This window comes from Pseudomonas sp. PDNC002 (assembly GCF_016919445.1).
Taxonomy (GTDB): Bacteria; Pseudomonadota; Gammaproteobacteria; order Pseudomonadales; family Pseudomonadaceae; genus Pseudomonas.
On the sequence record NZ_CP070356.1, the window covers coordinates 199,962 to 214,661 of the forward strand.

The 14,700-nt window shown below is 64.9% G+C and carries 11 protein-coding genes; 4 read left to right on the forward strand and 7 right to left on the reverse strand.

Translation table 11 applies throughout. From position 1 onward, the window contains the following. A complete protein-coding gene (locus JVX91_RS01025) occupies positions 1 to 1,440 on the reverse strand; it encodes a cytochrome ubiquinol oxidase subunit I (RefSeq protein ID WP_205337615.1) in 1,440 nt (479 codons plus the stop codon). Between the two features lie 478 nt (positions 1,441 to 1,918). Here JVX91_RS01025 and JVX91_RS01030 point away from each other — a divergent pair, with 478 nt between their 5' ends. The 3 genes from JVX91_RS01030 (at position 1,919) to JVX91_RS01040 (ending at position 4,968) form a co-directional block, all read left to right on the forward strand. Then, complete coding sequence (locus JVX91_RS01030) at positions 1,919 to 2,698, forward strand: MetQ/NlpA family ABC transporter substrate-binding protein (RefSeq protein ID WP_205337616.1); 780 nt, start codon at positions 1,919 to 1,921, stop codon at positions 2,696 to 2,698. A gap of 118 nt (positions 2,699 to 2,816) precedes the next feature. Further along, entirely contained in the window at positions 2,817 to 4,007 is a 1,191-nt protein-coding gene (locus tag JVX91_RS01035; RefSeq protein WP_205337617.1) for a PLP-dependent aspartate aminotransferase family protein, read from the forward strand. A gap of 19 nt (positions 4,008 to 4,026) precedes the next feature. Further along, a complete protein-coding gene (locus JVX91_RS01040; protein WP_205337618.1) occupies positions 4,027 to 4,968 on the forward strand; it encodes a sigma-54-dependent transcriptional regulator in 942 nt (313 codons plus the stop codon). 58 nt (positions 4,969 to 5,026) lie between these two features. Here the strand turns inward: JVX91_RS01040 and JVX91_RS01045 are convergent, their stop codons facing one another. Continuing rightward, a complete protein-coding gene (locus JVX91_RS01045) occupies positions 5,027 to 5,362 on the reverse strand; it encodes a hypothetical protein (protein WP_205337619.1) in 336 nt (111 codons plus the stop codon). A gap of 763 nt (positions 5,363 to 6,125) precedes the next feature. Between JVX91_RS01045 and betT the strand changes: the two genes are divergently transcribed. Continuing rightward, on the forward strand, positions 6,126 to 8,081 hold the full coding sequence (betT, locus tag JVX91_RS01050) for a choline BCCT transporter BetT (RefSeq protein WP_205337620.1): 1,956 nt from the start codon (positions 6,126 to 6,128) through the stop codon (positions 8,079 to 8,081). 276 nt (positions 8,082 to 8,357) lie between these two features. Here betT and JVX91_RS01055 read toward each other — a convergent pair whose 3' ends face one another. From JVX91_RS01055 to tauA, 5 genes are all read right to left on the reverse strand, one after another. Further along, positions 8,358 to 10,397 carry an oligopeptide transporter, OPT family gene (locus tag JVX91_RS01055; protein WP_205337621.1) on the reverse strand — a complete coding sequence of 680 codons (2,040 nt, stop codon included), beginning with the start codon at positions 10,395 to 10,397 and terminating at the stop codon, positions 8,358 to 8,360. 388 nt (positions 10,398 to 10,785) lie between these two features. Then, positions 10,786 to 11,622, reverse strand: a complete 837-nt coding sequence (gene tauD, locus JVX91_RS01060) for a taurine dioxygenase (RefSeq protein WP_205337622.1) — start codon at positions 11,620 to 11,622, stop codon at positions 10,786 to 10,788. A gap of 236 nt (positions 11,623 to 11,858) precedes the next feature. Next, positions 11,859 to 12,677 (reverse strand): ABC transporter permease subunit, encoded by an 819-nt coding sequence (locus JVX91_RS01065; protein WP_054906495.1) that lies wholly within the window; start codon positions 12,675 to 12,677, stop codon positions 11,859 to 11,861. Continuing rightward, entirely contained in the window at positions 12,667 to 13,458 is a 792-nt protein-coding gene (locus JVX91_RS01070) for a taurine ABC transporter ATP-binding protein (RefSeq protein WP_037015270.1), read from the reverse strand. Before JVX91_RS01070 ends, JVX91_RS01065 begins: the two co-directional genes overlap by 11 nt. 192 nt (positions 13,459 to 13,650) lie before the next feature. Beyond that, positions 13,651 to 14,661 carry a taurine ABC transporter substrate-binding protein gene (tauA, locus tag JVX91_RS01075; RefSeq protein ID WP_205337623.1) on the reverse strand — a complete coding sequence of 337 codons (1,011 nt, stop codon included), beginning with the start codon at positions 14,659 to 14,661 and terminating at the stop codon, positions 13,651 to 13,653. Positions 14,662 to 14,700: the final 39 nt, after the last annotated feature.

Genomic DNA, 14,700 nt, shown 5'->3' on the forward strand with positions numbered 1-14,700 from the left:
TCAGTTCCTCCCTTCCGGACTGTCGGTTTCATCGTCATCGAGGCCCTCGGCGGTAGCCGACAGTGGCCGCGCCGCGGTGCGCTGCTGACCTGCACCACCATGACTGGTTTCGCGCCCTTCATGGGTGATCGGGCCCTTGCGCACGAGCCGCATCATGTAGCCGATGCCCACGCCGAACAGCGAGAAGTACACCACCACGAACATCACCAGGGTGATGCTCATCTGCGTCACGCTGTGATTGGACACCGCGTCGCTGGTACGCATCAGGCCGTAGACCACCCACGGCTGGCGGCCGATCTCGGTGGTGAACCAGCCGGCCAGGATCGCGATCAAGCCGGACGGCCCCATCCACAGCACCAGCTTGAGGAACGCGCGGCTCTCGAAGAGACGCTTGCGCCAGCGCAGCCAGGCGCTCCACAGGCCAACCAGAATCATCAGCATGCCCAGGCCGGCCATTATGCGGAACGACCAGAACACCACGGTGGAATTGGGCCGGTCGGCTTTCGGGAAATCCTTCAGCGCGGGGATCGGCTCGGTCAGGCTGTGGTTCAGAATCAGGCTGCCAAGCACCGGAATCTCGATCTTGAAGCGGGTTTCCTCGCGCTCCATGTCCGGCCAGCCGAACAGGATCAGCGGGGTCGGTTCGCCGCTGCTGTTGTCCCAGTGGCCTTCCATCGCAGCGATCTTCGCCGGCTGGTGCTTGAGCGTATTGAGGCCGTGGGCGTCGCCCACCATGGCCTGGATGGGAGCTACGATCAGCGCCATCCACATCGCCATCGAAAGCATCTTGCGGATCGCCGGATTGTCGCGGCCACGCAGCAGGTGCCAGGCCGCCGAGGCACCAACGAAGAAGGCGGTGGCGACGAACGAGGCAATCGCCATGTGCAGCAGGCGGTAGGGGAACGATGGGTTGAAGATCACTGCCACCCAATCCACCGGCACGACCACGCCATTGACGATCTCATGGCCCTGCGGGGTCTGCATCCAACTGTTGGAGGCGAGGATCCAGAAGGTGGAGATCAGCGTACCGATGGCCACCATGACCGTGGCGAAGAAGTGCAGGCCGGGGCCGACGCGGTGCCAGCCGAACAGCATGACGCCGAGGAAGCCGGCTTCGAGGAAGAAGGCGGTGAGCACCTCATAGGTCAGCAACGGGCCGGTGATACTCCCGGCGAAGGCCGAGAAGGCGCTCCAGTTGGTGCCGAACTGATAGGCCATGACGAGGCCGGAGACCACGCCCATGCCGAAGTTGACGGCGAAGATCTTCGACCAAAAGTGATAGAGGTCGCGGTAGACCTCCTCGTGGGTCTTCAGCCACAGCCCTTCGAGCACCGCCAGGTAACTGGCCAGGCCGATGGTGATGGCAGGGAAGATGATGTGGAAGGACACGGTAAAGGCGAACTGGATCCGGGCCAGGTCGAGCGCCTCTAATCCGAACATGACTATTCCTCTTCAGGCTGACGCCCACCCCACGGAAGGGTCGGCACCGTACCTTGCGCATGCGCAGGGCGTTCTTGCGTGATGTCTGTCTCTTGCAATGACTCTGTTTCGAGCCACCGATCTCATGTCGGTTCGGGTTCTTTTCGCTGCTCAATCAGAATGGACCACCATCCGCATTGACGCCGCTCAAGAAAACGCCTCGATCTTACGCGCCCAGGGTGCGCGGGCTGGAGTGGTGGGTTGCCGCGCGACGGGGTGTCGCGCGACAGGTTGTCTCAGTTCACTTCCTCGATTTTCCTTATGAACAAAATCGAATATGAAAATGAAAAATTAATATTTTATTGGAATAACAAGAGCGGGTAACTTTCGCTGCAACCGCTGCCGAGTGAGCCGCGGAAAAAGAATCCACCGCCCGTACGAAGGCCCCATCCCGGCCGGCCCGGACGCCAGCGGTCATCTGCCCCACAAGGACATTGCAATGAAAAAGCTGCTGCTTCTGACCGCCCTCGCCGCTGCCTTCTCCACCTCGGCCTTCGCCAATGAAAAGCTGATCGTCGCCGCCACCCCGATCCCCCACGCCGAGATCCTCGAGCTGATCAAGCCGACCCTGGCCAAGGAAGGCGTGGACCTGGAGATCAAGGTCTTCACCGACTACGTGCAGCCCAACGTGCAGGTTGCCGAGAAGCGCCTGGACGCCAACTACTTCCAGACCAAGCCGTACCTGGACAACTTCAACAAGGGCAAGGGCACCAACCTGGTCACCGTGACCGGCGTGCACGTCGAGCCCTTCGGCGGCTACTCGAAGAAGTACAAGTCCATCAGCGAACTGCCGGACGGCGCCACCGTCGCCATCCCCAACGAAGGCAGCAACAGCGGCCGCGCCCTGCTCCTGCTGCAGAAGGCCGGCGTGATCAAGCTGAAAGACCCGAGCAACGCCCTGGCCACCCCGAAAGACATCGCCGAGAACCCCAAGCACCTGAAGTTCAAGGAACTGGAATCGGCCCTGCTGCCGCGCGTGCTGGATCAGGTCGACCTGGACCTGATCAACACCAACTACGCGCTGGAAGCCAAGCTCAACCCGGTGAAGGACGCGCTGATCCTCGAAGACCGCAACTCGCCCTACGTGAACTACCTGGTGGCGCGTCCGGACAACAAGGACAGCGACGCGCTGAAGAAGCTTTCCGCCGCCCTGACCAGCCCGGAAGTCAAAGCCTTCATCGAGAAGAAGTACAACGGCGCCGTGGTGCCGGCCTTCTGATCCGTCGCCCGGCAGACTGCCGGGCGCAACGACTCCCACGCTGGGCGCGCCCTGGGCGCACCCGCTTCGACGCCGGTGGGCAGGTTCCACCGGCGTTTTTCTTTCCAAAGGTATTGCCATGAGCGACCACGCCAAAGGCCCATCTACTCGCGCCGTACACGCAGGCCACGATGCCGACCGGCGCATGGTCACCCGCGCCAAGAGCCAGCCGATCTACCAGAGCTCGGTGTTCGTCTATGACTCGCTGGAGCAGGTCGACGACTTCCTTGCCGGCAATCCTGACAACTACATGTACACGCGCATCGGCAACCCCAACCACAGCGCCGTGGAAGAACTGCTGCGCGACCTGGAAGGCGGCGAGGACGCGCTGTTCTCCGCCTCCGGCATGGCGGCCATTTCCGCCGCGCTGCTGGGCGTGCTCGGCGCCGGCGACCACCTGATCGCCAGCCGCGAGCTGTACGGCACCACCCAGAGCCTGATCGAGAAGGAGCTGACACGCTTCGGCATCGCTTCCACCCTGCTCGACCTCAACGACCTGGCCGCGGTGAAAGCGGCGATCACCCCGACCACCAAACTGATCTACACCGAGACCGCCTCCAACCCGCTGGTGCGCGTGAGCAATATCCCGGCGCTGGCCGATCTCGCCCACCGCCAGGGCCTCAAGCTCCTGGTGGACAACACCTTCCTCTCGCCGGTGCTCTACCAGCCGCTGCGCGATGGCGCCGATCTGGTGATCCACAGCACGACCAAGTACCTCAACGGCCACAGCGATGCCATGGGCGGCGCGCTGGTGGGCGACGCGCAGTGGATCGCCGCCGCGCGGCGCTTCCAGATCAACGCCGGCGGCAGTGCCAGCCCCTTCGAGAGCTGGCTGAATTTCCGTGGCGCGAAGACTCTCGCGCTGCGCATGCGCGCCCACTCGCAGAACGCCCAGGCGTTGGCCGAAACCCTCGAGGCGCACCCTCAGGTGGAGCGCGTCTACTACCCCGGCCTGCCCTCTCACCCGGACCACGAACTGGCGCAGCGCCTGTTCCGCAAGGGCCATTCGGGCATGCTGAGCTTCACCCTGAAGGGCGGCCTGGACCAGGTCGACACGCTGATCGGCGCGCTGCAACTGGCCGCCTTCGCACCGTCGCTGGCCGGTGTCGCCAGCAGCATTACCCACCCCGGCAAGACCTCGCACCGTGCGCTGTCCGCCGAGGCCCTGACCGCGCTGGATATCCACGATGGCACCATCCGTGTCTCGGTGGGCATCGAGGACAGCGAGGACATCGTCCACGACTTCCTGCAGGCGCTGGACGCGCTGTAAGAGCAGAAGGAGATTTCCCATGAACGCACCCCACGCGCCGCTACCGCTGCTGACCTTCCCCGACGCCGACAAGAGCCCGCTGAGCATCCGCGCCAAGGCGCTGGTGTTCTTCGACCCGCGCTCCCATGAAGTGCGTGACGAGGTGGAGCGCCTGGCGCCGTTGCCGCAGCCGGTGCTGATCCACGGCGAAACCGGCACCGGCAAGGAACTGCTGGCCCGCCACATCCACCGCGCCAGCGAGCGCCCCGGCCTGTTCGTCGCGGTGAGCTGCAGCGCGCTGAGCCGCAACTATGCCGACGCCGAGCTGTTCGGCTATGCGCCGGGCGCGCACAACGGCCCGGTGGGCAGCCGCGCCGGCTGGTTCGGTTCGGCCAATGGCGGCACCCTGTACCTGGACGAGATCGCCGACCTGCCGCTGTCGCTGCAACAGAAGCTGCTGCGCGTGCTGCAGGAACGTGAAGTGCTGCGCGTCGGCGCGCGCGAGCCGGTGCCGGTGGACGTGCGTCTGGTCGCCGCCACCAGCATCGATCTGGGGCAGGCGGTGAAGGCGGGGAAATTCCTCGAAGGACTGCAGCAATACCTGCACGACGGCAACCTGACCTTGCCGCCGCTGCGCGAGCGCATCGGCGATATCCAGCCGCTGGCCGAGTACTTCCTCGGCGTGCACGCGCAACGCCTGGAACTGCCGGTGCCGCAGATCGCCAACGACACCCAGCGCGCGCTGGAGAGCTATTCGTGGCCGGGGAATATTCGGGAACTGGAGAACATCATCCACTTCGCCCTGCTGGTGAGCCCGGACGAAGAGATTCGCCCGGAGCACCTGAATTTTTCAGGGGGCGTCGCGGAGTCAGGCAGTGAAACGGAAGTGAGCGAAGAGGCGTTGGAGCGACTGGTGCGCCAGCCCGGCGTCGAGGCGCAGCTGCGTGCGCTGCTGCAACGCCTGGAGCACGAGCGCGGCTGATGCCGCGCTGTAGTCGCCAGCGCGACCCGATGGGCCGCGCACGGGCGACAGAGCAGTCTTACTTGGTGGCGGTGTTGGAGTGAGCGACCACCGGGATGCACGACGGGTTGGTCAGCTTGGCCGGATCGGTCAGCAGGCCCGGCATCATGCGCGAGGTGCAGTTGAACACGCGGCCTTTGGTGGTGGTGGCGACGTAGGAGAGTTCCTGGCCACCCAGGGCGTCCGGCTGGCCGGCTTTGACGTCGCTGACGACCAGCTCGTCGGAGGAAGCCAGGCCGATCATCTGGGCGGTAGCGGCTTGCAGCGGAACGATGGCCTGGTTGGTGGTCATGGTCTGGCAACCGGCCAGCGAAGCGAAGAGCGCAGTGGCAATGGCGATACGTTTGAAGTCCATCTCGAGATGCTCCCTGTTGGTGGTTTTTTGTCCTGCGGTCGCAGACTAACGGAATAAATAAGTGAATCGCCAGAGTTGTATAACAAGTTTTTGACGAAAATTTGCACACTCGTTCAAGTTTTGTGACCTGAATCCGCTCTGATTCAGTATCTGTGCTACCGCAGCTCACCGCTCCTCTCCGTTGGTCAGCGCAAACCCAGATGCCACGCTGAACCGATTCACTTGAAGCGACGAACGGTCGCAGTGAAAGGCATTGCCGACTTGCGAAGCGGCAGCAGGGAATCCTGATCGGAAGATCAATTTCAGGAGAATCAACTGGAAATTACCGTTCATCCAGCCTCATCGACCACCTCAATACCTGTCATCAAGACCATTCACTTCTTTTCGTCACAATCTTCAGGGAAAATGGCTATCAGGCAGTCGGGACCCATTTTCCCCGACGCCATTGGAGATCATCGTGACCAGCTTTGCCGCTCTTGCTAACTTCTTCGCCGCCACCGCTTTCCTGACCGCGCCCGCGAAGGCCGACCCGGAACGCCGTGAGATCCGTGAGGCGAAAAAGAACCGCCGCAAGTAAGCAGTACCCGCTCCGCTCGGCCCTTTTGACAGGGCCGGCGGCGGGACCATCGGTCCCGCCGATTGGCTTTCCAGGGCCGTCCCGTGTTTTCATTGAATGCTTGTTCAAGGAAAAATCCGAGGGACCCCGCCCGTTTTGTCCGTTGCCCAAACCTCCCCGTCCGTAACGCCCTCTCCCGCCATGCGCATGAACCCACCGGTCTTCTACGGTGCGGCTGCGCTGATCCTTCTCTTCGCCCTGATCGTCATCAGCCAGCCCCAACGGGCCGGTGAATGGCTGCTCGCCGCACAGTCCTGGGCCGCCGATACCGTCGGCTGGTACTACCTGCTGGCGATGACGCTGTACCTGATCTTCGTGGTGGTCACCGCGCTTTCCGGCTACGGAAAGATCAAGCTCGGTGCCGACCACGACGAGCCGGAATTCAGCTACCTGTCCTGGGCCGGCATGCTCTTCGCCGCCGGCATCAGCATCACCCTGTTCTTCTTCTGCGTGTCCGAGCCGCTGACCCACTTCGCCCAGCCGCCGCAAGGCGAAGCCGGCACGCCGGAAGCGGCGCGGCAGGCCATGCAGTTGCTGTTCCTGCACTGGGGCCTGCACGGCTGGGGCGTGTTCGCCCTGGTGGCGATGGCGTTGGCCTACTTCGCCTACCGGCACAACCTGCCGCTGGCGCTGCGCTCAGCGCTCTACCCGCTGATCGGCAAGCGCATCAACGGCCCCATCGGCTACACCGTGGACTGCTTCGGCATCATCGCCACGGTGTTCGGCCTCGGCGCGGACATGGGCTTCGGCGTGCTGCAACTCAACGCCGGGCTGGACTTCCTGTTCGGCATCGCCCACAGCCACCCGGTGCAGATGACGCTGATCGCGCTGATGATGGGCGCGGCGATCCTGGTCGCCGTCTCCGGCGTGGACAAGGGCATCCGCCTGCTGTCGGACATCAACATGCTGCTGGCCTGCGCGCTGCTGCTCTTCGTGCTGTTCGCTGGCCCCACCCAGCACCTGCTCAACACCCTGGTGCAGAACATCGGTGACTACCTCGGTAGCCTGCCGACCAAGAGCTTCGACCTCTACGCCTACGGCAAGGACGGCAGCGACTGGCTGGGTGGCTGGACGGTGTTCTACTGGGCCTGGTGGATCGCCTGGGCGCCCTTCGTCGGGCTGTTCATCGCGCGCATCTCGCGCGGGCGAACGATCCGCGAGTTCGTCTTCGGCGTGCTGTTCATCCCGCTGGGCTTCACCCTGGCGTGGATGTCGATCTTCGGCAACAGCGCGCTGGATCAGGTACTCAACCATGGCTTCAGCGAGCTTGGCCGAGTCGCCATTTCCGATCCGTCCATGGCGCTGTACCAGATGCTGCAGAACTACCCCGCTAGCCGTGTAGTGATCGCGGTGACGGTGCTGGTCAGCTTCGTGTTCTTCGTTACCTCGGCGGACTCCGGCACCGTGGTGCTGTCCACGCTCTCCGCCCACGGCGGCAGCGCCGACGACGATGGGCCGAAGTGGCTGCGGGTGTTCTGGGGTGTGGCCACGGCACTGGTCACCGGCGGCCTGCTGTTCGCCGGCAGCATCGATGCGCTGAAGTCAGCGGTGGTCCTGACCTCGCTGCCCTTCTCGCTGATCCTGCTGCTGATGATGTGGGGCCTGCACAAGGCGTTCTACCTCGAATCCCAGCGCCAGCGCGCGCGCACCCACTCCCTGGCGCCGCCATCGGCCAAACCGGGCGGTTGGAAGCGGCGTATCTCCCAGGCTGTGCACTTCCCCACGCGGGATGAGGTGTACCGCTTCATGGTCGACGTGGTCAGCCCGGCCATCGCCGAGGTCTCCCAGGTGTTCCGCGAGAAGGGACTGCAGGTCGAGTCCGACCTCGACCTGGGCAACCTGGAGCTGATCCTGGAGATCGGCCACGGCGAGCAGCATGCGTTCCTCTATCAGGTATCGATGCGCGGCTACTTCACCCCGTCCTTCGCACGCGCCGGCATGGGCGGCCTGCACCTGAAGAACCGCCGTTACTTCCGCGCCGAGGTGCACCTCTCCGAAGGCAGCCAAGACTACGACCTGATGGGCTACAGCAAGGAGCAGATCATCAACGACATGCTCGACCAGTACGAGCGGCACCTGCAGTTCCTGCATCTGGTGCGCTAGGTTCGGACTTGCGCACCAGATGCAGGAGCGAGCCCCCCTGCAAAGATCAAGAGCCCCTCACCCTAGCCCTCTCCCGCACGCGGGAGAGGGGACCGTTCGGTGCAGGATGAAGCTATGCCGTCAGCCGGCACGATCTGCCCCCTCTCCCTGAGGGAGAGGGTTGGGGTGAGGGGGGGAACACAGGCACGGATTTTTTCAGGAAAAGACACTTGCTCCTACGAAAAACCCAAATGAAAAAGGCGCCCGCAGGCGCCTTTTTCACATCACGGCAAAGGATCAGCCGCGGGTGCCGCTCAGTACCTTGCGGTAGAACAGCACGCAGATCGCCACGAAGACCACCAGGCCCAGCCACTGCGCGGTGTCCTCGAAACTACCTCCGACCAGGGCCAGGGGCGCGGCAGAACCGGTGGCGCCGATGATGCCGGCCAGCAGGATACCCATCAGGCTCTCGCCGACGATCAGGCCCGAAGCCAGCAGCACGCCACGGCGCTTGGGCTCGTCGGAGTACTTCTCCACGTCCTTGCCAGCGGCTGCCGCGCGCTTGGCCAGCGCGGTTTCCAGCAGCCAGCCGATCACCGCACCGACCACCAAAGTCATCCCGATGGTGGGCGGCAGGTAGATGCCCAGGCCGACAGCGAGCACCGGCAGGCTCGCTTTGCCGGTGCGGCGCAGCAGCACGTCCACCAGGATCAGCGCGATGCCCAGCGCCACGCCGATGAGGATCATGTTCCAGTTCAGCGCGTTGTGGAAAATCCCGCTGGCGATGGCGGTCATCAGCGTTGCCTGCGGTGCAGCCAGGGCGGCGTTCGGGTCCATGCCCTCGCGCGGCAGTGCGCCGGTGAAGCCATAGGCGTTGAACAGCAGCTCCAGTACCGGCGGGATCACCAGCGCGCCGACCAGGCAGCCGACGATCAGCGCTACCTGCTGGCGCCACGGCGTGGCGCCGACCAGATAACCGGTCTTCAGGTCCTGCAGGTTGTCGTTGGAAATCGCCGCGATGGCGATCACCACCGAGGTGGTGAACAGCGCCAGGGCAATGGCGAGCTTGCCGCCCTGCTGGTCGAGGAAGCCGGTTTCCAGCGAACCAACGCCCAGGATCAGCAGCGACACCAGGATCACCGCGATGATGCCGATACCGGAGATCGGGCTGCTCGACGAACCGACCAGGCCGGCCATGTAGCCGCAGGCGGCGGCGATCAGGAAGCCGAAGAAGAAGGCGAAGATCACGCAGACCGCCACCAGTCCCCAGAAGCCGACGCCCTTCAAGTCCGGCGCCGCGTCGCTGAGGAAGTAGGAGAAGACCACGAACAGCGCCACCAGCAGGAAGCCGGCGATGGCGACTATCCATTTGGCGGAGAGGTCCTGCTCGGTGCGCAGGTCGCTGACTTCACCACGGCCGCGCACGGCGCTAAGCGACGACCAGACGCCCTGCACCATGGGTTTGAACAGCGTCGCCAGGGTCCACAGCGCGGCGATGCCGATGGTGCCGGCACCGAGGAAGCGCACCTGGCTGCTCCACAGTTTGGTGGCCAGTTCCGGCAGGCTCTGACCGGCAGCGAGCACGCTGTTCACCGAGAGCAATGGCACGGCCACGCCCCAGGCGATGACCACGCCGATCAGGATGGCGATGCCGGCGGTGATGCCCATCAGGTAACCGGCGCCGACCAGTGCCAGCGAGAAGCCGGTGGACAGGCGGAAGGCCGCCTGCCCGGCCGTGATCCAGAAGCTGAAGCCTTCGGCGAGCACCTTGAAGCCGCTGCTGAACAGGCTGAAGGCCGCGGCGACCACGCCCCCGGCAAGGATGTCGCGCAGGCCCGGGCCGCCGGCTTTCGCAGGCTTGCCGGCCTTCTCCTCTTCCTCGTCCTGGCTGCCGACACGGAGAATCTCCGCCGCCGCCACACCTTCGGGGTAAGGCAGGCTGCTCTGCACCACCATGACCCGGCGCAGCGGAATGGTGTAGAGCACGCCGAGGATGCCGCCGATGGAACAGATGGCCGCCGTCTGCCAGAACGGGAAGCCGCTCCAGTAGCCGATCATCAAGAGGCCGGGAAGGATGAAGATGATCGAGGACAGGGTGCCGGCCGCCGAGGCCTGGGTCTGCACCATGTTGTTCTCGAGGATGTTGGAGCCGGAGAAGTAGCGCAGCACCGCCATGGAAATGACTGCCGCGGGAATCGACGAGGCGAAGGTCAGGCCGACCTTGAGGCCGAGGTAGACGTTGGAGGCGGTGAACACCACGGTGATCAGCGCGCCGAGGATCAGGCCGCGAACCGTCAGCTCGGCGAGGTTGGACTCGTCGGGAATCCGTTCTTGCATGGAGGCAGTCTCTTACAGAAGTACGACCGCCAAAGCGTAGGACAGTGCGCCAGCCGCCGCGACCCAGAATGGCGACGAATGCGGTCTGCTGTGCGGCTTTGTTGCCTTATGTCAGGGGGATGAGGGGAAATTCCGAGTCAACGCACTCTCTGTAGGGGCGAGCAAGCTCCTACAGCTGGCGACATTCGCTGGAGCATGACCGTGGACCTGGAATTCCGCCGCGACGAACTTCGCGGACAAGGTCCGCTCCTACGGGGCGTCCATAGCCAGGCCGCTTTTTGTAGGAGCGGAGCTTCTCCGCGAAATCCTGCCATTGCCCACCCTATCGCGCATAACGCCTGGGCCGTTATGCGCCACGGCGGTGCTCAGGGACTGCGCGCAGGAGAATTCAGAACGGCTTGTCCCCCAGTATCGTCGCCCGGTGCATCACCCGGCGCTGCGGACGGTAGTCGTCCACCGCGTAATGCTGGGTCACGCGGTTGTCCCAGAAAGCCACGTCGTTTTCCTTCCAGCGCCAGCGCACGGTGAATTCCGGACGGCTGAAGTGCGCGAACAGCAGGTCGAGGATGGCGCGGCTTTCCGCCGGTTCCAGCTCGTTGATACGGGTAGTGAAGCCATCGCTGACGAACAACGCCTTGCGCCCGGTGACCGGGTGCGTACGGATCACCGGATGGCTGCGCGGCGGGTTCTTCCTGCGCGCTTCCTCCAGCCGCGCCAGGTCCGCATCAGTGGCGCCGAAGCGCTCTTGGGGGAAGGACTTGCTGATGTCGTGGGTCGCGGTGAGGCCGTCGAGCAGTTGCTGCAGTGGTTTCGACAGCGCCTCGAAGGCGGCGATGCCGCTGGCCCACAGGGTATCGCCACCGTAGGGCGGCAGCTGTTTGGCGGCGAGCACTGCGCCCAGGGCCGGGGTCTCCAGGAAGGTCACGTCGGTGTGCCAGATGGCGTTGTCGCGCACGTCGGTGACGGCGGTGTCGAGGACGATGACTTCGCGCTGCTCCGGCGAGCTGGGGTAGATCGGATGGATGTGCAGGTCGCCGAAGCGCGCGGCGAAGGTTGCCTGCTGGGTCGGCGTCAGCGGCTGGTCGCGGAAGAACAGCACGTGGTGATCGAGCAGGGCCTGCTCGATCTGGCGTTGCGCCGCGTCGTCCAGCGGATCGGACAGGCGCACGCCAGAAACGACAGCGCCCAGGGCCGGGCTGATGGGTTCGATGGTCAGGGTGGTCATGTTCGTGTTCTCTCGTGAGGTTCACGGGGAAAGGCGGCTTGGCTGCCCTCTCCCTGAAGGGAGAGGGGGCTAATTCGGTGTGTTCGGGAAAAACGGTGCAGTCCTGCAGCCACGCAGCTTCATCGATGAGGCAGAGGTTTCGACGCCACTCAGGCCAGTCCCCTCTCCCTTCGGAGCGGGGCGCGCAGCCAGGGCTAGGGAGAGGCCCTTGCCTTTGCTCTGTCTCGACAAGCAAGTCACTCCCAGGATGCAAACCGCTTCTGCAACCAGCGCAGCCCAAGCTCGAAGCTCAGCGCGATGGCGGCGATCAGCAGGATGCCCAGCACCACCACGTCGGTGGCGAGGAACTGCGCGGCGGACTGCACCATGAAACCCAGGCCGCGGTTGGCGGCGATCAGCTCGGCGGCGACCAGGGTCGACCAGCCCACGCCCAGGGCGATGCGCAGGCCGGTCAGGACTTCCGGCAGCGCGCTGGGCAGGATGACGTGACGCACAACTTGCAGACGGCTCGCGCCCAGGCAGCGCACCGCCTGGATACGCGACTTGTCCACGCGGCGCACACCGGCGGCGGTAGCGATCAGCAGCGGCGCGAACAGCGCGAGGTAGATCAGCAGCACCTTGGACAGTTCGCCGATACCGAACCAGATGACGATCAACGGCAGGTACGCCAGCGGCGGTACCGGGCGATAGAACTCCACCAGCGGATCGAACGCCGCGCTGACCAGCGGATTGAGGCCCATCAGGATGCCCAGCGGAATCGCCGTCAGCACCGCAGCGCCCAGCGCCAGCAGCACACGCATCAGGCTGGTGCCGACGTGTTGCCACAGCGAGGCGTCGACGTAACCTTCGGCCAGCACGCGCTGGAAGGCCTCCACCAGTTGCTCCGGGGCCGGCAGGAACAGGGTGTCGACCCAGCCCAGGTGGGTGGCCAGCCACCAGAGCACGAAGACGCCGACGATGCTGCCGGCGGCGGCCCAGCGGCGATAATCGCCCGGCACGCTGCGGGCTTTCGGCGCGGCGGCGGGGAGTTTGGCGGCGAGGGTTTCAGTGGGCATGCTCGGCCTCCGGTTCTTCGAGGAACTCATCGAGAAGCAGTTGGCGCAGACGCGCGAATTCCGGGTCGGACTTGATGCTGCGCACCGGCTCACCGGCGGCGTAGCGGCGGGCGAAGTCCAGCGACAGGCGCTTGACGATGCGCGCCGGCGGGCCGTCCATCACTACCAGGTCGGTTGCCAGGAACAACGCTTCGTCGACGCTGTGGGTAATCAGGAACAGGCCCTTGCCGGTCTTGCGCCACAGGTCGAGGGTCAGCACTTGCATGCGTTCGCGGGTCAGCGCATCGAGCGCGCCGAAGGGTTCGTCGAGCAGCAGGAAATCCGGTTCCACCGCCAGTGCGCGGGCGAGGCCCAGGCGCTGCCGCTGGCCGCCGGAAAGTTGCGAGATGCGGTAGTCCGCGTGCTCGCCCAGGCCCACCAGCTTCAGTACTTCGTGGGCACGGGCATTGCGCTCGGCAGCGCCGACGCCGCGAATGCGCAAGCCCAGGGCCACGTTGTCCAGGGCGTTGAGCCAGGGCATCAGGGCGTCATCCTGGAACACCACGCCGCGTTCGCCGCCAGGGCCTTCGAGGGTCCGGCCATCGATCTGCACGCGACCGCTGTCCGGCGCCTGAAAGCCTGCCAGCACGTTGAGCAGGCTGGACTTGCCGCAGCCGGACGGGCCCAGCACCACCAGGGATTCGCCCTTGGCCAGGCTGAGAGTGAGGTCCTGCAACACGACGCGCTCGCGTCCGCGCTGCTGGAAAGTGAGGCTGACCGCCTCGGCCGTCAGACGGCTCATGTTCTGCCCTCCGTAGGGTGAGAAAGGGGTGTTTCGGTACAATGCTGGCCCTCTCCCCCGCCCTCTCCCTGAAGGGAGAGGGAGCTGTCCGTGCCGGCTGACGCCATGGCATCAACCTGCGCCGAACGAGTCCCCTCTCCCTTCAGGGAGAGGGTTAGGGAGAGGGCGTCCCGCGAAAAAATTGCAGGCCGATCAGCGCTGCCCAACCTGCACGCTCTCCGCCTGGCGCACGTATTCCGCGCTGACGTAGGGCGAGTAGTCCTTGAGTACCGAAGGCACGCGCTTCTGTTCTTTCAGGAAGGCAGCGGTACCCGCGATATCCTTGGCGGTGCCACCGCCCAGCAGCGCGGAAGACAGCTGCGCCTGGGACTCGGGGAAGGCCGAACCGGCCAGCAGCTCAGGTACGTCCTTCGGATCGGCGCCGGTCAGCTTGGCGATCTTCTTCACCTGCTCGGAATCGGCGGTCCACTCGGCCTTGTGGGCGTTGTAGTCGGCGAAGGAGTCCAGGCTGACCTTGGCGAACTTGGCGATGATTTCCGGGTGCTTCTCGGCGAAGTCCTTGCGAGCCACCCAGACCTCGAAGGTCGGTGCGCCCCACTGGCCAACTTCGGCGGCGTCGGTCAGTACCTTGCCGGACTTCTTGATCTCGCCCAGGGCGGGCGACCAGACGAAGGCGCCATCGATGTCGCCACGGCGCCAGGCGGCGGCGATCTCGGTGGGGTTGAGGTTGACGATCTTCACTTTGCTGGGGTCGATGTTCCAGTGCTTGAGCGCGCCCAGCAGGCTGTAGTGCGAGGTCGACACGAAGGGCGTGGCGATGGTCTTGCCGACCAGGTCCTCGGGCTTCTCGATCTTGCTGCCGTTGCGCACCACCAGCGCCTCGGCGGCGTTGATCTGCGCGGAGACGATGAAGGCGACGATCGGCAGGCCACGGGAAGTGGCGGCGGCCAGCGGGCTGGAGCCGAGGTTGCCCAGTTGCACATCACCCGAGGCGATGGCGGCGACCACTTCCGGGCCGCTGTTGAAGCGGCGCCAGTCGAGCTTCTCGCCGATAACTTTCTCGTAAGTACCGTCGGCCTGGGGCACCTTGGTCGGGTCGATGCCGGTCTGGTAGCCGAGGGTGATGTCGGCCTGGGCGGCGCCAGCGACGCCGACCAGGGCAAGCGCGGCCAGCAGGCGGCGCGGGGCACTGATGTGTTTCATGTGGAGCTCCTGGAAATGCGTACAAAGGCGGCCGGCCGG